This is a genomic window from Flavobacterium limnophilum, from assembly GCF_027111315.2.
GTDB classification, from domain to species: domain Bacteria; phylum Bacteroidota; class Bacteroidia; order Flavobacteriales; family Flavobacteriaceae; genus Flavobacterium; species Flavobacterium limnophilum.
Genome location: NZ_CP114289.2, coordinates 263,163 through 283,559, shown reverse-complemented (window position 1 = coordinate 283,559; position 20,397 = coordinate 263,163). Strand labels below are relative to the sequence as shown.

16 protein-coding genes are annotated in these 20,397 nt (G+C 35.9%); 10 read left to right on the top strand and 6 right to left on the bottom strand.

Annotation, left to right across the window (positions count from 1 at the left end; genetic code table 11):
• Window positions 1-27: 27 nt before the first annotated feature.
• Window positions 28-201: a tol-pal system YbgF family protein gene (locus tag OZP13_RS01220; protein WP_269241915.1), complete on the bottom strand. Its 174-nt coding sequence runs from the start codon at window positions 199-201 to the stop codon at window positions 28-30.
• A 153-nt stretch (window positions 202-354) separates the two neighbouring features.
• On the opposite strand from OZP13_RS01220, the gene OZP13_RS01215 reads away from it, so the two are divergent.
• The 5 genes from OZP13_RS01215 (at window position 355) to OZP13_RS01195 (ending at window position 9,306) form a co-directional block, all read left to right on the top strand.
• Complete coding sequence (locus OZP13_RS01215) at window positions 355-6,645, top strand: alpha-2-macroglobulin family protein (RefSeq protein WP_281298369.1); 6,291 nt, start codon at window positions 355-357, stop codon at window positions 6,643-6,645.
• Window positions 6,646-6,713: 68 nt separating this feature from the next.
• Window positions 6,714-7,307: a Uma2 family endonuclease gene (locus OZP13_RS01210; RefSeq protein ID WP_269241909.1), complete on the top strand. Its 594-nt coding sequence runs from the start codon at window positions 6,714-6,716 to the stop codon at window positions 7,305-7,307.
• 139 nt (window positions 7,308-7,446) lie between these two features.
• On the top strand, window positions 7,447-8,265 hold the full coding sequence (locus OZP13_RS01205) for a UDP-2,3-diacylglucosamine diphosphatase (protein WP_281298368.1): 819 nt from the start codon (window positions 7,447-7,449) through the stop codon (window positions 8,263-8,265).
• A gap of 44 nt (window positions 8,266-8,309) precedes the next feature.
• Window positions 8,310-8,819, top strand: coding sequence for a hypothetical protein (locus OZP13_RS01200; RefSeq protein WP_281298367.1), 510 nt, complete (start codon window positions 8,310-8,312; stop codon window positions 8,817-8,819).
• Window positions 8,740-9,306, top strand: a complete 567-nt coding sequence (locus OZP13_RS01195; RefSeq protein ID WP_281298366.1) for a glycosyltransferase family protein — start codon at window positions 8,740-8,742, stop codon at window positions 9,304-9,306. Before OZP13_RS01200 ends, OZP13_RS01195 begins: the two co-directional genes overlap by 80 nt.
• A gap of 43 nt (window positions 9,307-9,349) precedes the next feature.
• Here OZP13_RS01195 and OZP13_RS01190 read toward each other — a convergent pair whose 3' ends face one another.
• The 5 genes from OZP13_RS01190 to hpt form a co-directional block, all read right to left on the bottom strand.
• Entirely contained in the window at window positions 9,350-11,512 is a 2,163-nt protein-coding gene (locus OZP13_RS01190) for a S46 family peptidase (RefSeq protein ID WP_281298365.1), read from the bottom strand.
• A 231-nt stretch (window positions 11,513-11,743) separates the two neighbouring features.
• Entirely contained in the window at window positions 11,744-12,745 is a 1,002-nt protein-coding gene (gene obgE, locus OZP13_RS01185) for a GTPase ObgE (protein ID WP_281298364.1), read from the bottom strand.
• A gap of 87 nt (window positions 12,746-12,832) precedes the next feature.
• Window positions 12,833-14,056, bottom strand: a complete 1,224-nt coding sequence (locus OZP13_RS01180) for a hemolysin family protein (RefSeq protein WP_281299465.1) — start codon at window positions 14,054-14,056, stop codon at window positions 12,833-12,835.
• A gap of 76 nt (window positions 14,057-14,132) precedes the next feature.
• Entirely contained in the window at window positions 14,133-14,705 is a 573-nt protein-coding gene (locus tag OZP13_RS01175) for an adenylate kinase (protein WP_269241903.1), read from the bottom strand.
• 49 nt (window positions 14,706-14,754) lie between these two features.
• Complete coding sequence (gene hpt / locus OZP13_RS01170; RefSeq protein ID WP_269241902.1) at window positions 14,755-15,285, bottom strand: hypoxanthine phosphoribosyltransferase; 531 nt, start codon at window positions 15,283-15,285, stop codon at window positions 14,755-14,757.
• 91 nt (window positions 15,286-15,376) lie between these two features.
• Here hpt and OZP13_RS01165 point away from each other — a divergent pair, with 91 nt between their 5' ends.
• The 5 genes from OZP13_RS01165 to OZP13_RS01145 all read left to right on the top strand — a co-directional run bounded on the left by OZP13_RS01165 (window position 15,377) and on the right by OZP13_RS01145 (window position 20,383).
• Window positions 15,377-15,922 carry a HEAT-like fold family protein gene (locus OZP13_RS01165; RefSeq protein ID WP_281298363.1) on the top strand — a complete coding sequence of 182 codons (546 nt, stop codon included), beginning with the start codon at window positions 15,377-15,379 and terminating at the stop codon, window positions 15,920-15,922.
• 55 nt (window positions 15,923-15,977) lie between these two features.
• Window positions 15,978-17,138 (top strand): 5-(carboxyamino)imidazole ribonucleotide synthase, encoded by a 1,161-nt coding sequence (locus tag OZP13_RS01160; RefSeq protein WP_281298362.1) that lies wholly within the window; start codon window positions 15,978-15,980, stop codon window positions 17,136-17,138.
• A 9-nt stretch (window positions 17,139-17,147) separates the two neighbouring features.
• On the top strand, window positions 17,148-17,744 hold the full coding sequence (locus OZP13_RS01155) for a hypothetical protein (protein ID WP_269241899.1): 597 nt from the start codon (window positions 17,148-17,150) through the stop codon (window positions 17,742-17,744).
• Window positions 17,745-17,747: 3 nt separating this feature from the next.
• Window positions 17,748-18,233: a 5-(carboxyamino)imidazole ribonucleotide mutase gene (gene purE / locus OZP13_RS01150; protein WP_281298361.1), complete on the top strand. Its 486-nt coding sequence runs from the start codon at window positions 17,748-17,750 to the stop codon at window positions 18,231-18,233.
• Window positions 18,234-18,355: 122 nt separating this feature from the next.
• Window positions 18,356-20,383, top strand: a complete 2,028-nt coding sequence (locus tag OZP13_RS01145) for a M3 family metallopeptidase (protein WP_269241897.1) — start codon at window positions 18,356-18,358, stop codon at window positions 20,381-20,383.
• The last annotated feature ends 14 nt before the right edge of the window (window positions 20,384-20,397 follow it).

Here is a 20,397-nt window from a genome sequence, read left to right as displayed (position 1 = left end):
CTATTAACAAAGCTAATTATCTCGCATTTACCCCAGTTTTGGAGCAAATTCTCCCAAATATTCTATCGTTTTTAGATGCAAAGGATTTTCTTTGAGAAAGCTTTCAAAAACAGGTTTCGCTAGATCATATTTTCCGGCCTTGAACAATTTCTCGCCTTTATCAAAATTAGATTGACCCAAAATCAATAACGGGAAAAGCAAAAAGAAAATTATTTTTTTTTCATTGTTCAAAAATAAGAAAATACAGGAAATTTCGTTAGTATTTAAGTAAAATTTAGTAATTTGTACGCAATTAATTTAGGTGCTTTCCAACCTTTTTGAAATAATATCTCTCTTATAATATAAAACTATCTTATGAAAAATATTTTGTTTGCTATTCTGCTAATTACAACGTCATTCTATGCCCAAAATTATGAGAAAAACTGGAATACCGTCATAGAAAATGAAAATAACGGCAAAATAAAATCGGCGAATGCCATGGTTGCCAAAATTCACAAAAAAGCCATTGCCGACAAAAACGAAGTGCAAATCATCAAGTGTTTTTTCTACGAATCAAAATATTTGCAGGTCGTTGACGAAAATGCACAAACCAAAATCATCAACAATTTAAAAGCCGAAATAGAGAAAGTTTCCATTCCTTCGAAAGCGATTTTGAACTTGGTTTATGCGAAGTGTTTGAGTAATTATGCTGATTCGTACGTAGATACAACTGCTGTAGTTGTTGATACAGTCTCGGCAGAACCATCAAACAATGAAGTGTCAGTTGATTCCGCAAAAGTTAATGATTTTAATAGTGAAGAAGATGCTCTTAAAATATTTGAAAAAACACTAGAAAATGAAGCTGTTTTAAAAGCAACTCCTTTGACCAATTACGAAGCTATTTTTGATTTCTTCACTTTGGAAAAATTCAAAAAAGAAAGTCTCTATGATTATTTATTGAAGGAAAACATTGCTTTTTATAAATCAAAAATTAATGAATGGCAATTTGAATCCAAAGAATATGAAGCTCATAAAAACATTTTTTTGGGCAATACTAATCTCTTTACAAAACTAAATCTTGATTTTATCAAAGATGAAAATCTAAAAAAAATACTTTCATTATACCAAAAACTAGAAGTTGATGCTCCTACTATTGATAATCAATTGGAACGAATTTTATTTTGTTCGCAGTACCTTTTAAAATCAGACGAAGATTTATTGAATGCTTTAATTTCCTTGGAAAAAGAGGCAAAAGAAGCTTCTCAACTACAAAAAATTCAGTTAGAAAAAGCGACTATTTACACCAAATTAGCTTCCAAAGAAAAATACCCTGATTACAACATCAAAGCAAATTCTGAATTAGATCGTGTATTGGCAATCCAAAACAATTCTAATGCTTATAAACTGGCGATTCAAAACAAAGAAGAACTGCTTACGAAAAACATTGAGGTAGAACTTCAAAAATACATTTACAACAAAGAAAACACCAGAGCTTTTATCCGATATAAAAACTCGAATAATTTGACGATTTCATTTTTTAAAATAAATTACAGAAAAATAGCTGAATTTTATAATAACCCAAACAAACGGGATAGTTTAGTGACCCAAATTGTAACCAGCAGAAAACCTTTAATCGTAAAAAACTACGAACTCGTTGACAAAAAGGATTACTTCGAATATACAACCGAAGTCCTTCTTCCACAACTAGAAACCGGAAGTTATTTAGTGTATTTTGAAAGTGACACCAACTCTAAAGATAAAAAAGGTTTTGGCTATGAAACCATTACAGTTTCTAATATTTCTGTTTTAGCAAATTCAAAGGGCGATACCGAATATTACACTGTTCTCGACAGAAAAACAGGCAAAAACATACCCGATGTTTCTTTAAAATCAGCCTATTTTGATTTAAAAACCAATGCTGACGGTTTAGCTAGTTACAAACGAAAAGAAGGCAACAACAGAAATAATAATTTCCCCATTAAATTAGCAACGGCAAACGACACCATCTTAATCTCTAAAAACTATCTCGCTTATGCTTCAGATTATTCAGAAAATAACGAAGACGAAAACTTTAAAGGCAAAGTAGAATTTTACTTGGATCGCGCTATTTATCGTCCAGGACAGACCGTTTATTACAAAGGAATTGCCTTCCAAAAAAAGAAAAACAAATCAAGCATTGTTCCAAATACTTCTTTCAAAATAACTATCCAAGATCCTAATTACAGCCATTTTAAAGAATTTGAAGTTACTACAAATGAATTTGGCTCCTTTTCGGGTGAATTTGTTTTGCCTAAAAATGGATTGACTGGTGATTTTAGAATAGAAGCTGATGAACCTAAAGACACTAAAAAAGAGGCTTCTTACGATAAAATAAAAGATGAACATCCGTTTTGGGAAGACGTAGATTTTCAAAACTCATCGATTTATTTCAAAGTCGAAGAATACAAGCGTCCAAAATTTGAAGTGACTTTTGAACCTAAAAAAGAAAGCTTTCAGGTAAATCAATCGGTTACCGTAAAAGGAACTGCCAAAGCATTTTCAGGAAGCAATATTTCGGATGTAAAAGTAACTTATACCATAACCCGTTTTACGAATTCTTTCAGAAACTATTACAGCAACGAGCCTGAAGAGGTTTTAGTAAGTAGTGAAACCAAAACCGATGCTTCCGGGAAATTTGCGATTGATTTCATTGCAAAACCGTCAAAAAACGCTAGTAAGGAACAGCTTCCTATTTTCAATTACCGAATAAACGCAAGCGTTACCGACATCAATGGAGAAACGCACACTGCTGTAACCACTATTAAAGTCGGTTATCACGATTTGGCACTAACAACTTCGGTTCCAAACAGCATCGAGACGAAAAATAAAAATGAAATTACGCTGAACAGCACTAATCTGAATGGGGAATTTAAAGCCGTAAAAGGAGAAATCAAAATCTATTTTGTAAGTCCGTTTTCAAAAAAATTCAAATCCAGAGTTTTTGAGCAACCCGAAATCAACACTATTTCGGATACTGATTTTGAAAAATTATTTCCATACGAAATAAACGTTTCTAAAACAGCCGAAAAGCCTGTTGAAACTTTAGTTTTTTCTAAAAAAGTGGACACCGAAAAAGACAAAAAAGTCGCACTTGATTTTATTTCCAATTATCAATCCGGAAATTACAAAGTGGTATTTTCTGCGAAAGACAGTTTTGACAATGCTATTGAAGCGGTTTCCAATTTTCAAATTAACCAAAACAAAGACAAATTCAATTCAAGCAAATTATTTACCGCTGAACTAGTTAATGACGACCCTAAAAATGATGGTTTTGCCATAATAAAACTGACATCGGTTATTCCAGACCTTTATATTTCAGCCAATGCAAATTATCTAAGACAATCCTTTTTTGAGGAAACTGTACATCTGCAAAACAACCAGGTTATGGTAAAAATTCCATTAAAAAAGGAATTTGAAAACAGTATAGAAATAGGTTTTCAAAGTGTTTTTGAAAATGAGGATTTTAGCGACCAAATTAAAGTGACGCTAAAAACAATAGTTCCTCAACTCGAATGGAATGTAGAAAGTTTCAGAAATAAAATCCAGCCCGGAAGTAGCGAAAACTGGTCTTTTAAGTTAAATGCCACTAACACCAAAAAAGAAGCTGAAATTTTGGCATCGATGTACGACAGTTCTTTAGATCAATTTAGCAAAGCTGAATGGGGAACATTACGCTTTTATGAATATAATAATGGCGCCAATTTTAAATCAAGTTTAGGGTTTGATAAAACATATACTGAGATTCAAAATCTCAATTTAGCAACAAAAACCATAGAATTACAAAATGAAGAAACACAACTAAAATGGTTTGGGTTTGATTTCAATAATTCGATTTATGGAGATGTTATGGCTGTTTCCGAAATCAAGGATAAAAAAATTGGAGCTGAAATGATTAAAGGCGATGCTGATGCAGATGTTATAGAAGAAATCGCTTTGGTCAAAGATGCAAAGGTTGACCAAATAAAATTTTCAAGATCTGGATTAGCAAAAGCAAAATTAGAGGAAGTTGTTGTAGTTGGATACGGTTCAATGAAAAAAACATCACTTACTGGCGCAGTTATGAACATATCAATTAGAGGTGGTGGTTCAGTAAATGGAGCAACACCTTTGTATATTATCGATGGAGAAATTGCTTCTGAAGAAATCTTTAAAAATCTGAATCCGTCGGATATTCTTTCTATAGATGTTCTAAAAGACGCCAAAGCATCAGCTTTATACGGGAACAAAGGAACAAACGGCGTCATCATCATCACGACAAAAAAAGCCCTAGAAGCCCTAACCCAAGTAAAAGCCAGAAAAAATCTATCTGAAACGGCTTTCTTTTATCCTAATCTAAAAACTGATGCCAAAGGAAAACTGAATTTCAATTTCACTTCCCCCGAAGCTTTGACCGCTTGGAAACTACGTTTAATGGCACACAACAAAGATGCTGTTACTGGTTATTTGGAAAAAAGCGTAATTACCCAAAAAGAACTGATGGTTACTCCAAACTTCCCAAGATTTTTCAGGGAAAAAGATTCGATTGTCATTACTGCAAAAGTGGCCAATGTCACCAATGAAGCCAAAACTGGAATCGCTGTTTTGCAACTATTCGATACCACCACAATGCAAACCATCGATGCCAAAATGGCTAATACCAAAACTGTCAAAAACTTCACGATTCCTACTTACGGCAACACAACCGTGAGTTGGAAAATCTATATTCCAGAAGGATTGCAAGGAGTACAATATAAAGTTTTGGCAAAGGCCGGCAATTTCTCTGATGGGGAGGAAAATATTTTGCCTGTTTTGACCAACAATATGCTCGTGACCGAAAGCATTCCGATTTGGGTTCGAGAAAACTCCAAGAAAGAATACACTTTCGAGAATCTCAAAAACAATAGTTCGACCACTTTGCGAAACCATCAATTTACGTTGGAATACACTTCCAATCCAACTTGGATTGCCATTCAATCTTTGCCGTATTTAATGGAATACGAACACGAATGTGCCGAACAAACTTTTGCTCGGTTTTATTCCAATGCTTTGGCTTCGGAGATTATTAACAGCAATCCAAAAATCGCCAGCCTATTCGAAACTTGGAGAAAAAATGGAAAATTAAATTCAAAACTCGAAGAAAACGAAGAACTAAAATCGATGATTTTGGCCGAAACACCTTGGCTTAACGATGCTCAAAATGAAGATGAGAAAAAGAAAAATATGACTTTGCTTTTCGATTTAGAAAAAATGAAAACTTCCCAAGAAGCGACTTTTGATAAATTGAAACAAAAGCAAAAAACGTCTGGAGGTTTTGCTTGGTTTGACGGAAGTGAGGAAAACGAATATATTACAAGACACATTTTGGCAGGTTTGGGACATCTTTCAAAAATAAGCAAGAACGAAAATAACGCTACCAAAATTAAACAAATAGCCGCAACTGGAATTCCGTTTTTGGATCAGAAATTTTTAGAAAACGACCAACGCAATAATCCAAAAGCAAGCCAAAAATTGATTTGGTTTAATCCATATTCAGATTTGCATTATTTGTATACTCGAAGTTTTTATTTGGAAAATTATCCGCTTTCGGATACTTTGAAAAAAGTGACAAAATTGTATCTCGAAACGGCAAAAAAGGATTGGCTAACCTATTCTTTATACGAAAAAGGATTGGCTGCATTGACTTTAAATCGTTTTGGCGAGGCAGCAACTGCCAAAAAAATTATCGAAAGCCTGAAAGAAACCGCTTCCAACAACGAAGATTGGGGAATGTACTGGATTGCTAATAAAGCAGGCTGGTATTGGTATCAAGCACCAATAGAAACCCAAGCGCTCTTAATTGAATCTTTCGCCGAAGTTTCAAACGACACTAAATCAGTGGATGCAATGAAGGTTTGGTTATTGAAAAATAAACAAACCAAAAACTGGCCCACCACAAAATCCACCACCGAAGCCGTGTACGCTTTATTGATGCAAGGAACGGATTGGTTGAGTGTCAAGGACAACACTGTAATCAAAATTGGTGACCAGAAAATCCTAACCAAAAAACTGACTGAAAACGAAAAAGAAGCCGAAACCGGTTATGTAAAACTCAACTGGAAAGTTGACGAAATTAAGAAAGATATGGCCACTATTTCCATCGAAAACAAATCGAAAGTTCCGGGTTTTGGCGGTGTGTATTGGCAATATTTTGAAGATTTGGATAAAATCAAAACCAATTTAGGAGCTTCATTGTCTGTTTCTAAAGAATTGTATTTGAAAAAGAACACGGACAAAGGCGAAAAACTGGAACGAATCACTTCAAATAATCCACTTCAATTGGGCGATTTAGTGACCGTTCGATTAGTTATTTCTACCAAAGAAGATATGGAATTTGTACACTTAAAAGATATGCGCGCTTCTTGTTTTGAACCCGTAGATGTCCTTTCTACATACCAATACAAAGGCGGATTAGGGTTTTATCAAAGCACCAAAGATGCCGCAACTCATTTCTTTTTTGACTCGATAAGCAAAGGAACTTACGTTTTGGAATACGACATTCGAGTAAACAATCTGGGGAATTTCTCCAACGGAATTTCGACAATAGAAAGTATGTATGCTCCTGAATTCGCCAGTCATACCAAGGGTATTCGGGTGAATGTGAAAAAGTAAACAATAGTCCTAAATAAATCAGCTTTTAAAATCGCACTTTAATTTTCCTTATATTTGTAATAAATAAAATGATTATGATAACCGATATCAACCAATTGGATTTTGACAAAACTTATTCCTATGCTGATTATCTTACTTGGAAATTTCAGGAAAGGTTAGAAATCTTCAAAGGTAAGCTTTTCAGAATGAGTCCTGCTCCTAGCACTTCTCATCAAAAAGTCGCCAGTAATTTACACGGGATATTGTGGAATAAATTCAAAAATCATTCTTGTAAATTATTTTCAGCTCCTTTCGATGTTCGCTTAATGGATAAAAAGAAATCTACAAATGATAGTGAGGTTTTTACTGTGGTACAACCCGATTTATGTGTGATTTGCGATGAAAATAAATTAGATCAAAGAGGTGCTTTTGGTGCGCCAGACTTGGTTATCGAAATACTTTCTCCAGGCAATTCCAAAAAAGAAATGAAGTACAAATTTGATTTGTATGAAGAAGCAGGTGTTTTAGAATATTGGATTGTAAATCCCGAGGATAAAACCTTTTTAATTTATGTTTTGAAAGACGATCAATTTATAGGAATACACCCTTTGATTGAAGAAGACCAAATAAAAAGTCTATTATTTCCGCAATTGGATTTCATTTTAGAGGAAATTTTCAACTAATAAAAATGTAAATTAAATTATAAAACCATACTTCTCAAAACCGTCTTGTCACAACTTGACGGTTTTTTTGTTTACAAAAACCTTAACACAAAACAAACATTTACCTAACATTGTCCACTTACTTTCGTAAAAACTTTTTATGAAAAGAAAGCGAAAAATACCCTTAGTGGTTTTAAGTGATGTGCATCTAGGAACTTACGGCTGTCACGCCAAAGAATTATTACAGTATTTAAAATCAATCAACCCTCAAACCTTAGTTTTAAACGGCGACATCATTGATATGTGGAGTTTTAGCAAGCGCTATTTCCCGGTTCCCCATATGGAAGTGTTGCGTTACATCATAAAAATGTCCAATTCAGGAACTCGTGTCATTTACATTACTGGAAATCACGACGAAGCCTTGCGGAAATACTCCGATTTTATTTTAGGAAATTTAGAATTGGTCGACAAACTCATCTTGGATTTGGACGGGAAGAAAACCTGGATTTTTCACGGTGATGTATTCGATTCTTCTACAAAAGGATACGCCAAAATCTTGGCCAAATTGGGCGGAAAAGGATACGATTTACTGATTCTGATTAACAGTCTTGTCAATTGGATTTTAGTTTCACTCGGAAGAGAAAAAAGAAGTTTTTCGAAAGCCATAAAAAACAGTGTAAAGAAAGCGGTTTCTTTTATCTCCAATTTTGAAACTACAGCTGCCGAAATCGCCATCGAAAAAAAATACAGTTATGTAGTTTGCGGACACATTCATATGCCTCAAAAAAAAGTGGTCAAAACCAAACACGGAAAAGTGATGTATTTGAACAGTGGCGATTGGGTAGAAAACCTTACTGCATTGGAATACAAGAAAGAAAAATGGAAAATTTATCACTATAAAAAATCTGATTTTTCACAACAAGAAAATAAAGAAGATGTTGTCATCAATGATATTGTTGCCAAAATTTTATCAAACTAATTAAAGTGTTTTTTAGTAAATCATTCCCCAAACAATCTAAATCAATGAAAATATTTTATGCCATACAAGCTACGGGCAACGGACACATCAGCAGAGCGACTCAATTGTATCCTTATTTGAAAAAATTTGGCGACGTAGATTTTTTTTTAAGTGGCAACAATGCTAGTTTAGATATTAATTTACCAATAAAATTCCGAAGTGAAGGTTGTAGCTTACATTACAGCAAATGTGGCGGTTTGAATTATTGGGATATTGCCAAAAACATTCAACCCATTCAAATGTATAAAGATGCCAAATCATTAACTTTGAAAGACTATGATGTCATTATAAACGATTTTGATTCGATTACTTCCTTGGCTTGCAAAATGCAGAAAGTGCATTCGGTGCAGTTGGGTCACCAAGCCAGTTTTGTTTCGCAAAATACACCAAGACCCGAAAAAAGAAGCCTTATGGGCGAAATGATTCTCAAACATTATGCGCCTTCGCCCAAACATATTGGTTTGCATTTCGAGAAATACGATTCCTTTATTCCATCCTCCCATCATCAAGGATAAAATCGTGCAAGCCGAACCCAAAGACTTAAAACACATCACGGTTTATTTGCCTTCTTTCCAAAAAGATTGTCTGGAAAAAGCCTTCAACAAACTATCTGATGTCGAATTTCATTGGTTTTTGAATGATGTCCCGTTCAAATACACCGAAGGCAACATTACCTATTATCCCGTAAATCAAAAGTTCTTCAACGAAAGTTTGATTAATTGTCACGGAATTATCACGGGTGGCGGATTTGAAACTCCTGCCGAAGCTTTATATCTTGGAAAAAAGATATTGAGCATCCCCATTCGCGATCATTACGAACAAGAATGCAATGCGGCTGCCTTGAAAAAAATGGGAGTTCCCGTGGTTCATGAAGTGGGCAATGATTTTGATTTGGTTATAGAAAATTGGTTGAAATCAACAGTAATTTATCCAAAGATGAAAGCCAACAACATCCCGGAAACTTTGCAGTTTTTGTTTGACACTTATTATGAAACCAATTAAAATTAAAAACCCATCTCAAAAAAATGAGATGGGTTTCTATACTTTAATTTAAGTTGTCGGTAGCGATTGTCATTTCGTCGACAATATGTTTTGCACCTGCATATTTATCGATAATCCAAAGTACATATCGAATATCGACATTGATGGTTCGTTGCAATTTCTTATCAAAAATAACGTCCCCAGCAATTCCTTCGATGTTGCCATCAAATGCAATTCCTATCAATTCTCCTTTTCCGTTTAATACTGGCGAACCTGAATTTCCTCCTGTAATATCATTGTCTGTCAAGAAATTCACGGGCATATAACCTGCTTTGTCGGCATACTGACCAAAATCTTTGGCTTCATTCAACTCTAATAATCGGGCTGGGATATCAAATTCTTCGTCTCCTGCTTTATACTTTTTGACCATTCCAGTCATCGTAGTATAATTGTTAATTTTCGCATCGTTACGTTTGTCTTTTGGCAACGAACGAACTTTTCCGTAGGTCAATCGTAAAGTTGAATTGGCATCAGGATATTGAATAGCACTCGTGCTAGACGCTCTCATTCCTTTAACCATATTGCGGAATGCTTTTTCAAAAGCATCATCCAATTGATTTTGCTCGTCCGATTTTGCTCTAACTCTTGTTTGCAAATCATTTGAAACGGCATATAAAGGATCCTTTGTAATATTCTCTATTTTTGGATCTTTCATAAAATTCAAAACGCTTTCTTTTGAGGCAAAAATACTTTTGGAAACAGCATCATTTACATAGGCTGTAAAATCGCCTTTATTTTCTTCTTTCCATTTGGACATCATTGGCGAAAGCCCGTATTCAGACCCTTTGGAAGAATATAAATTTAACTGGGCTATGAACACTTCTTTTTCTAAGGGAGCATAAAATTTTCCGTAAACCGTTTCTATCAAGGCATTCACTTTAGGAAGTAGTTCAGCTCTTTTTGCTTCATTTTCATTGTAATAATCCAGCAGAGTATTTCCCAAATTAGCTGGAGCCGAACCAAATGCTGCTGTTCGCATCAATTGAGAAAGGTAATTATCATGGCGTGATTTCAAATTTGTTTTGGCATAATAACCATTAATTGTTGCCATTACATTACCAAATTCAGCTTTGTTTTCGGGTTTATTTGCCCAATCGTTGAATTTTGTTTCTTGTATTGTTTTGGTTTTAACCGTTCCTGATTTGGTCAAAGCATCAATCATTCCTTGACGATTTTTCCAATAATTAGCTGTCGAAGCATATTTTGAAGCATATTTCAAATTAACGGTTGCGTCTTTATCCATATACACTTTCATTCTGTCCATCCCCAATTTTGCTCCCTCAACCCAAGCAGGATAAGCAAACTTGATGTTTTGCTCAATTCCATTAGCTGGCATCCATCGATTGGTTCTTCCTGGATAACCCAAAATCATGGCAAAATCATCTTCTTGAACTCCTTTCAAACTTATTGGCAAATAATGTTTTGGTTTTAGAGGTACATTCTCTGTAGAATATTCGGCTGGATTTCCATCTTTATCGGCATACACTCTAAACATCGAAAAATCTCCTGTATGACGCGGCCATTCCCAGTTGTCTGTATCTCCACCAAATTTTCCAACACTTTCCGGAGGCGTTCCTACCAATCGAACGTCTTTGTAATCTTGGTAAACAAAATAATAATATTCATTTCCTTGAAAGAAAGGACGAACCGAAACGGTATATTTTCCTCCTTCGCTATTCTCCTTTTCAATTAAGGCAATTTCTTGCTGAATGGCTTTATCCCTGTCTAATTCGCTCATTTTATCATTCACTTTTGATAAAATTCTTTTAGAAACGTCATCCATTCGAACAAAGAATCGAACGTATAACGACTTTGGTTTCATTTCGGCAGTTTTGTCTTTGGCCCAAAAACCGTCTTTCAAATAGTTTTGTTCGGCTGTCGAAAGCTCTGCAATAGCACCATAACCGCAATGGTGATTAGTCAAAACTAATGCTTCTTTCGAAACGATTTCGGCGGTACACCCTCCATTAAACTGCACTATCGCATCTTTCAAACTACTGTGATTGATGCTGTAAATTTCTTCGGAGGATAATTGTAATCCCTCTTTTTCCATATCACGGTGGTTCAACCTTTCGATAAACATTAAAAACCACATTCCTTCATCTGCTTTAACACTAATTGGCATTAGCATTAATCCAGCAATCAAGGCAAAAACAACTTTTTTCATTTTAAAAAATATAAAGATTAATTGAATACCAGCTAAACGTATAAAAAAAAGATGATTTTTATACAAACGCAGATTATTCACTAAAAATAGTGTCGCAAAAGTAGTGCTATTTAAGGTTTTGATAAAATATTTATAGCGGTTATTCTTTTAAAAAAAACAGTAAAAACTATTATTTTTAATACAAAAAAAGGGTTCTAAAAATAGAACCCTTTTAAGTATAAATCTCGACTTTTAGTCGTTCAACATTTTCCACAATTTGTCTTTCAACTCCTGCAAGCCTTGTTGGGCAACAGAAGAAATAAACATGTAAGGAATGTCTTTGAATTCTTTGTCCAATTGTATTTTCAATTCCGCTTTGAGTTCATCGTCCAGCATATCGCATTTTGATATTACCAACAAACGTTCTTTGTCCAACATTTCGGGATTGTATTTTGTCAATTCGTTTACCAAAATATCGTATTCCCCTTTGATGTCCGGCGTATCTACAGGAACCAAGAATAGCAAGGTCGAATTTCTTTCGATATGTCTCAAGAAATAATGTCCAAGACCTTTTCCTTCAGCTGCACCTTCAATAATTCCGGGAATATCGGCGATTACAAACGATTGAAAATCTCTGTAAGCCACGATCCCCAAATTGGGTTTCAAAGTTGTAAATGGATAATCGGCAATTTTGGGTTTCGCCGAAGTCAATACCGACAACAAAGTCGATTTTCCTGCATTTGGAAAACCTACCAAACCTACATCGGCAAGAACTTTAAGTTCCAATATCACGTCCATTTCCACACCCGGCAAACCTGGCTGGGCATACCTAGGAGTTTGGTTAGTTGAGCTTCTAAAGTGCCAGTTTCCTAGACCTCCTTTTCCACCTTGACAAAGAATTCTTTTTTCTCCTTCTTCTGTAATTTCGAATAAAGTTTCACCCGTTTCTTTGTCTTTCACCACTGTTCCCAATGGTACTTCGATGTATTTATCTTCACCATCGGCACCCGTGCTTCGGTCACCACTTCCATCTCCACCATATCCCGCTTTGATATGACGCGCAAATTTCAGGTGAAACAATGTCCAAAGCGCTTTGTTACCCACCAAATAGACGTGTCCTCCACGACCACCATCACCACCATCCGGACCACCATATTGAATAAATTTTTCTCTATGCAAATGCGTAGATCCTTTCCCTCCTTTTCCGGAAGAAACAAATATTTTTACGTAATCTACAAAATTTCCCTCTGTCATTTTTTCTTGTTTAAAAGTTTAAAAGTTTAAAAGTTTAAATTTGTTCAGAAAAACCAACAATATTAAACACTTAAACCCTAAACCAAATTAACCCTTTAAGGCTTTCACCATCACTTTATCAATCTTCACGCCATCCATATCAATGACTTCCAACTCAAATTTTTGCCAAACCAATATTTCTCCTTCTTTCGGGATATGAGAAAGTTCGGTCATTATCAATCCACTCACGGTGGTCACTTCGTAATCATTGATTAGTTCGTCCAATTCGAAATAGGTCAAGAAATCGTGCAACGAATAATGCCCGTCAACCATCCAAGTTCCGTCTTCTCTTTCAATCAATTTAAAATCATCTTTATAAAAATCGGAAGCATCACCCACCAAGGCTTCCAGGATGTCGTTCAGGGTAATTATTCCTTGAAAAACGCCATATTCGTCAGCAACCAATGCATAATGTATTCCAGTGTTTTTGAACTGTTCCAACGCTTTATAAGCCGTGGTTTGCTCCATCATAAATGGTGCTTCGGTCATAATTTCGGATAAATTGAAACTGTGATTTTCAAAATGGGCGAAAATATTTTTCAAATTGACCACCCCCACAATATCGTCGTGATTAGCACCATAAACGGGATAAACGGAGTGCAATTCTTTAAGCATAAACTCTTTAACCTGCTCTTTATTGGAATGCAATGGCAACATCACCACCGCTTTTCGATGCGTCATCAAGGAGTTTATTTTTCGGTCGCCAATATGAAAAACGCGTTCCACGATGTCTTGCTCAATTTCCTGGACTTCGCCGCCTTCGGTTCCTTCCTTGATGATGGCCTTGATTTCTTCCTCGGTCACTTTCCCGTCGGCAGTAGGCTTAATTCGCAGAACTTTCAACAAGAACTCTGTCGAAGTAGTCAAGAGCCAAATAAAAGGCGCCGTAATTATCGAAATAACTTTCATTGGCAAAGCCACTGCTTTGGCAATCGCTTCTGGATGATTTAATCCAATTCTTTTGGGCAATAATTCACCCAAAACCAAGGAGAAAAACGTCAAAACCACAACAACAATCCCCACGGCTATTGAAGGAGCAAAAGGTTTCAGTATTTCAAATCCTGCCACAAAAGCTTGAACGTCATGCGTGATTTTGTCTCCAGAATAAATACCGGTCAAAATTCCGATAAGCGTTATCCCTATCTGGACTGTCGATAAAAATTTATTTGGTGAATTGGCCAAATCCAATGCAATTTGGGCATTTTTGTTGCCTTTTTTGGCCGCCGTTTCCAATCTGTTTTTCCGTGCCGAAATCAACGCGATTTCCGACATGGAGAAAACACCATTCAAGATAATTAAAAAGAATATTATTAAAATTTCCATAGTTGATTAGAAAACGTATGTTCCTTTATAGACTTTCTATTACGGTGCTCAGTCGCTCCGTAATTTCGGCTATGGAACCAATCCCATTTACTGGATAAAATTTGTTTTGTTTGGTATAATACTCCATCAAGGGAGCCGTTTTTTCGTTGTATTCTTGGTAACGATTCCTGATTTTTTCTTCGTCTTGGTCGTCCACTCTTCCGCTGGTTTTTCCTCTTTCCAACAAACGTTGAATCAAAATTTCGTCGTCTGCTTCCAATGCAATTGTAGCGGTAATTTTATCGTCTTTTGTAGCCAAAAATGCATCCAATGCTTGGGCTTGTGCAATTGTTCTTGGAAAACCGTCAAACAAGAATCCTGCTGAATCTTGATTTTTATCCACTTCGCTTTGCAACATTTTGATGGTTACTTCATCAGGAACCAAATCGCCATTGTCCATATAGCTTTTGGCCAATTTTCCTAAATCTGTGTCGTTTTTGATGTTAAATCTAAAAATATCCCCTGTTGAAAGATGTGTCAAATTGTATTTTCCTTTCAAAAACTCGGCTTGAGTTCCTTTTCCTGCACCTGGTTTCCCAAATAAAACAATGTTAATCATTTTTGTAATTGTAAGTTGTGAGTTATGTAATTTATTAGTGTTTCAATTTCTATTCTGCCAATTGGTATATTTCGGGTAAATTTCTACCTAAACCATCGTAGTCCAATCCGTAACCAACAATGAATTTATTCGGAATTCGGATTCCAACATAATCAATTTTAAGGTCTTTTTTATAAGCTTCTGGTTTAAAAAACAGCGTGGCCACCTTAAAATGTTTTACATTTTGTTTTTTGAATAATGCTTTCAATGTCTCCAAAGTATTACCCGTATCGATAATATCTTCGATGATAACAACAGTTCGCCCTGTTAAATCCTGATCCAAACCAATCAATTGTTTCACTTCATTTGTAGATGTGGTTCCTTCATAAGAAGCCATTTTTATAAAACTCACTTCGCAAGGCGATTTATAATGTTTCATAAAATCGGAAACCACCATAAAAGCCCCATTCAAAACACCAATAAACAATGGGGTTTCGTCGGCAAAATCATCTTCTACCAATGCAGCGATTTTTGCAATGGCAAAGTCTATTTCTTCGGCAGAAATAAACGGAACAAATTGTTTATCGTGTAGTTGTATCACTTTTTCAGTTTTAAAAATAATTGGCAAAGATAGGGATTTCACTTTTGACAATTGACAATTGATTTGTACTTTTCAATCAAAATTAAAGTCGATGGACAGCAAATTCCAAAAAAAATTAGATTCCGTAACGGGACACAGGGCAAACAGACACAAATATGCGGATGAAGTGCTGGAAAATCCAGCGCTTTTCCCTGAATTAATGAGGCTTTGTTTTCTAACTTCCAACAAAAATGCTGCAAAAGCCTGTTGGATCCTGGAATTGGTGTGTTATGAAAAACTGGAATGGCTTCAAGAATATTTGGACTTTTTTTGTTCCAATATCAAAAATCAAACCGACAAAAGTGCCATTCGTGCCCTATCCAAAATTTGTCTGTTGCTGGCCATCTCTCATTTCAAGAAAAAAGAAATGCTGCTTACCGAAAACCAGCTGCAACAAATCACCGAAACCTGTTTTGACTGGCTGATGACTGATGTCAAAGTCGCTTCGAAGTGTTATTCGATTCGGGCTTTACATCTATTGGGCAATCATTTCGACTGGATTCATCCCGAACTGAAAGTTATTTTAGACAAAGATTACAACAGCCATTCTGCTGCCTACAAAGCCGTTGGAAGAGAAATCCTGAAGAAAATAAAATAGCGTTTTCCTATTCGGGCTTTATGAAGTATCTTTGCTCTTTATAAACAACGACACAATGAACTATTTTTCTTCCGATTTCAAATTGGGAATTCTCGGTGGTGGGCAACTCGGCAAAATGCTCTTGTTTGACACCCGAAAATTCGATATTCAAACTTATGTTTTGGATCCAAGTGACGAAGCCCCTTGCAAAATCGCCTGCAATCATTTTTTTCAAGGTGATTTAATGGACTTTGAAACCGTTTATAATTTTGGCAAAAAAGTTGATGTTTTGACTTTCGAAATTGAATTGGTCAATCTTGAAGCCTTGGAAAAACTGGAAAATGAAGGCAAAAAAGTCTATCCTTCGCCAAAAACATTGAAATTGATCCAAAATAAAGGAATCCAGAAAAACTTTTATTTAGAACACAATATTCCGACTGCACCAGCCAAAACCTTCAAAAATTTAAAAAAGTTGGTGATTGATATTGTCGAATCCAAACTAGAAATGCCTTTCGTTTGGAAATGTACCGAGTTTGGTTATGACGGAAACGGCGTGAAAATTATCAGAAGCGTTCAGGATGTGGAGAATTTACCCAACGTGGAATGCATTGCCGAAGAAATGGTCGAATTCAAAAACGAATTGGCCGTTATTGTTTGCCGCAATCCTTCCGGCGAAATCAAAACTTATCCTGTCGTGGAAATGGAATTTCATCCCGAAGCCAACCAAGTGGAATACGTGATTTGTCCAGCAAGAATTGACGACAAAGTGGCCGCAAAAGCCAGGGCAATTGCACTCGAGGTTTCCGAAAAATTCAACCACGTGGGACTTTTGGCAGTAGAAATGTTCCAAACTTTTGATGACGAAATCTTGGTAAACGAAGTCGCTCCTCGCCCACACAATTCAGGGCATTACAGCATCGAATCCAGTTATACATCGCAATTCGAAAACCATTTGCGCGCCATTCTGGATTTGCCTTTAGGAAACACCGACAGCAAAGTGGCCGGAATTATGGTCAATCTCACCGGAGCCGAAGGATTTTCGGGAGACGTGATTTATGAAAACATCGAAAAAATATTGGGATGGGATGGTGTTACGCCTCATATTTACGGAAAAAAACAAACCCGTCCTTTCCGAAAAATGGGACACGTCACGATAGTAAACGAAGACATCGATAAAGCGAGAAAAATTGCCGAAGATGTAAAGAATACGATTAGAGTGATAAGTGCAACATTTTAGTTTTTTTTTATGACAAAACTAGAAGAAACTTTAACTATTTTAGACTTTTATGGAAAAAGGATAAAAGGGAAAAATGATTTTTTATTGAAAAATAAATCTTTTGATTTAGGTGCTTGTATCAAAGAAAACTTATCTCTTGGAAAAAGTACTAATGAAACAAGTATTATTTGCAAAGATAAAATTGTTCAAATTCATACTTATTTCTCTATGAACATTATTGATTTAACATCTTTTATAGATGAATATGACAATAAGTTTGATATAACTGTAACCGAAAACAAAATAATTGCTAAAAGAATTAATAATTTTAAGGTCGAAAATAAAAATTTAAAGAAAAAAATAAATTGGAATAAACTAAAGAATATTAGAAATACTGTTTTTGCTCATAATTTAAGAAACAAAAACAACAATTATAGATTATCTATTAATGAGTTATTTGAAGCAAATTCAATGTTTAACAATTTGAATGATTTTACAAGTATGATTATATGCTTTAATGAGTTTTTTGACCAATTTCAAAATGAGTTCCAAGATGAAATCAAAATTGGTTATGAGTCATTTAAGTCTGAATATGAAAAATTAAAGTTAGAAAAAAAACAAAGATAACAAATGAGCAAAGTAGCCGTAATAATGGGAAGCATATCCGATATGCCCGTAATGCAAGAAGCCATCGACATCCTAAAAGGATTTAATATAGAAACCGAAGTCGATATTGTTTCGGCACACAGAACACCTGAAAAACTATTTGATTTTAGCAAAAACGCCCACACACGTGGTATTTCGGTAATTATTGCCGGAGCTGGCGGAGCGGCACATTTACCGGGAATGGTAGCCTCAATGTCGCCACTTCCTGTAATTGGAGTTCCTGTAAAATCAAGCAATTCCATTGATGGCTGGGATTCAGTTTTGTCTATTTTGCAAATGCCGGGTGGTGTTCCTGTGGCAACAGTTGCCTTAAACGGAGCAAAAAATGCCGGAATTCTGGCGGCCCAAATCATTGGAAGCCACAACAAAAGCGTTTTGGATAAAATAATATTATACAAAACGGGATTGAAAGAAGCCGTAATCATCGCTTCCGAAAGTTTAAAAAAATAACTGATTCAAAATTATCCTGTTCTTTTTCAGGAGCTATTCCCGCTATTCGTTGCAATCTTTTCTTTTTTTAAAGAAAAAAAAGAAAAGGATTTCCACTGCTATCGGGGCTAAAAAACAAAACAATGAGCGTCTTAACACACCATTTCAATACAAAATACAACACTGCGCCTTTTTCGAAAATCAAAAACGAAGATTTCCTTCCTGCTTTTCAAAAAGGAATCGAATTGGCAAAATCCGAAATTAACGGAATTGTAAATAATCCCATCAAGCCCACTTTCGAAAACACGATTGAAGCCCTGGATTTCAGTGGCGATATTTTGGATCGAATTTCAAGCATTTTTTTCAACTTGAACTCGGCAGAAACCAGTGACGAAATGCAAAAAATAGCCCAGGAAGTTTCACCTTTGTTGTCTGAATTTGGCAATGATATTCGATTAAATCCTGATTTGTTTGCTCGAGTAAAAGCAGTTTACGAACAAAGAGAACATTTGAATCTCAATCCAGAACAAACTACTCTTTTAGACAAAAAATACAAAAGTTTCTCCAGAAACGGAGCTAATTTGCCCGAAGACAAAAAGAATCAATTGCGCGAAATCGACAAGGAATTATCGAAGTTGAGTTTGCAGTTTGGCGAAAATGTTTTGGCCGAAACCCACGCTTTCGAATTGCATATCACCGACGAAAATGATTTGGTCGGATTGCCTGAAGGAACTCGGGAAGCAGCTCGTTCTTTGGCGAAAAGCCAAGAAAAAGAAGGTTGGATTTTTACCTTGGATCATCCAAGTTACATTCCGTTTGTGACTTATGCCGATAATCGCGAATTGCGCAAGAAAATGTCAATTGCCTTTGGTGCCAGAGCTTTCCAGAACAACGAATTCGACAATCAGGAAATCGTCTTGAAAATTGCCAAATTGCGTTTCGACAGAGCGCAAGTTTTGGGTTACAAAACGCATTCTCATTTTGTTCTCGAAGAACGAATGGCAGAAACGCCGGAGAAAGTAATTTCATTTTCGAACGATTTATTGGCGAAAGCCAAACCGGCAGCCGAAAAAGAATTCGCACAATTAACGGCTTTCGCCAAGGAATTGGACGGACTCGAGCAACTAGAAAAATGGGACGGTGCTTACTATTCGGAAAAATTGAAACAGCAATTGTTCAGTTTGGATGACGAAATATTGAAACCGTATTTCCAATTGGAGAAAGTTTTGGACGGTGCTTTCACGGTGGCACAAAAATTATACGGAATCACCTTCGAAGAAACTTTTGAAGTAGATAAATACCACGAAGACGTAAAAACCTACGAAGTAAAAGACGAAGAAGGCCAATTAGTGGCGATTTTCTACGCCGATTTCTTCCCGAGAAAAGGAAAACGAAACGGCGCTTGGATGACATCTTTCAAATCACAATACATCAAAAAAGGAATCAACGAAAGACCGCATATTTCGAACGTTTGCAATTTCACGAAACCTACGGAAACCAAACCATCGCTTTTGACATTCAACGAAGTGACAACCTTGTTTCACGAATTTGGTCACGCTTTACACGGAATGTTGGCCAATACTACTTATCCAAGTTTGTCTGGAACTTCAGTTTATTGGGATTTTGTGGAATTGCCAAGCCAGATAATGGAAAACTGGTGTTACGAGCCGGAAGCCTTGGCTTTATTCGCTTATCACTACGAAACCGGCGAAATGATTCCGATGGAATTAGTGCACAAAATCAAGGAAAGCGCGAGTTTTCAGGAAGGAATGGCAACAATGCGCCAATTGAGTTTTGGATTGTTGGATATGGGTTGGCACGGACAAGATCCTTCGAATATTACAGACATCAAAACCTTCGAAACGGAGCAATTTGCAGCGACACAATTGTATCCTGACGTGAAGGAAAACGCAATGAGCACCGCTTTTTCACACATTTTCCAGGGCGGATATTCATCAGGATATTACAGCTACAAATGGGCGGAAGTTCTCGATGCCGATGCTTTCGAATATTTTCAGGAAAAGGGAATTTTCAACAAAGAAGTGGCAGCAAAATTCAAGGAAAACGTGCTTTCAAAAGGCGGAACAGAACATCCTATGATTTTGTACAAACGCTTTAGAGGACAAGAACCTAAGCCGGATGCTTTATTGAAACGAGCAGGATTGATTTAGATAAAAACCGAGGC

What these genes read in the sequence shown, in the direction of transcription:
- OZP13_RS01205 (WP_281298368.1), top strand. Translation starts at nt 7,447, where the DNA reads ATGAAAAGAAAGCGAAAAATACCCTTAGTGGTTTTAAGTGATGTGCAT.
- OZP13_RS01190 (WP_281298365.1), bottom strand. Translation starts at nt 11,512, where the DNA reads ATGAAAAAAGTTGTTTTTGCCTTGATTGCTGGATTAATGCTAATGCCA.
- OZP13_RS01195 (WP_281298366.1), top strand. Translation starts at nt 8,740, where the DNA reads ATGCGCCTTCGCCCAAACATATTGGTTTGCATTTCGAGAAATACGATT.
- OZP13_RS01180 (WP_281299465.1), bottom strand. Translation starts at nt 14,056, where the DNA reads ATGTCGGAAATCGCGTTGATTTCGGCACGGAAAAACAGATTGGAAACG.
- OZP13_RS01210 (WP_269241909.1), top strand. Translation starts at nt 6,714, where the DNA reads ATGATTATGATAACCGATATCAACCAATTGGATTTTGACAAAACTTAT.
- OZP13_RS01215 (WP_281298369.1), top strand. Translation starts at nt 355, where the DNA reads ATGAAAAATATTTTGTTTGCTATTCTGCTAATTACAACGTCATTCTAT.
- obgE (WP_281298364.1), bottom strand. Translation starts at nt 12,745, where the DNA reads ATGACAGAGGGAAATTTTGTAGATTACGTAAAAATATTTGTTTCTTCC.
- OZP13_RS01160 (WP_281298362.1), top strand. Translation starts at nt 15,978, where the DNA reads ATGAACTATTTTTCTTCCGATTTCAAATTGGGAATTCTCGGTGGTGGG.
- OZP13_RS01165 (WP_281298363.1), top strand. Translation starts at nt 15,377, where the DNA reads ATGGACAGCAAATTCCAAAAAAAATTAGATTCCGTAACGGGACACAGG.
- purE (WP_281298361.1), top strand. Translation starts at nt 17,748, where the DNA reads ATGAGCAAAGTAGCCGTAATAATGGGAAGCATATCCGATATGCCCGTA.
- OZP13_RS01155 (WP_269241899.1), top strand. Translation starts at nt 17,148, where the DNA reads ATGACAAAACTAGAAGAAACTTTAACTATTTTAGACTTTTATGGAAAA.
- OZP13_RS01200 (WP_281298367.1), top strand. Translation starts at nt 8,310, where the DNA reads ATGAAAATATTTTATGCCATACAAGCTACGGGCAACGGACACATCAGC.
- OZP13_RS01145 (WP_269241897.1), top strand. Translation starts at nt 18,356, where the DNA reads ATGAGCGTCTTAACACACCATTTCAATACAAAATACAACACTGCGCCT.
- OZP13_RS01175 (WP_269241903.1), bottom strand. Translation starts at nt 14,705, where the DNA reads ATGATTAACATTGTTTTATTTGGGAAACCAGGTGCAGGAAAAGGAACT.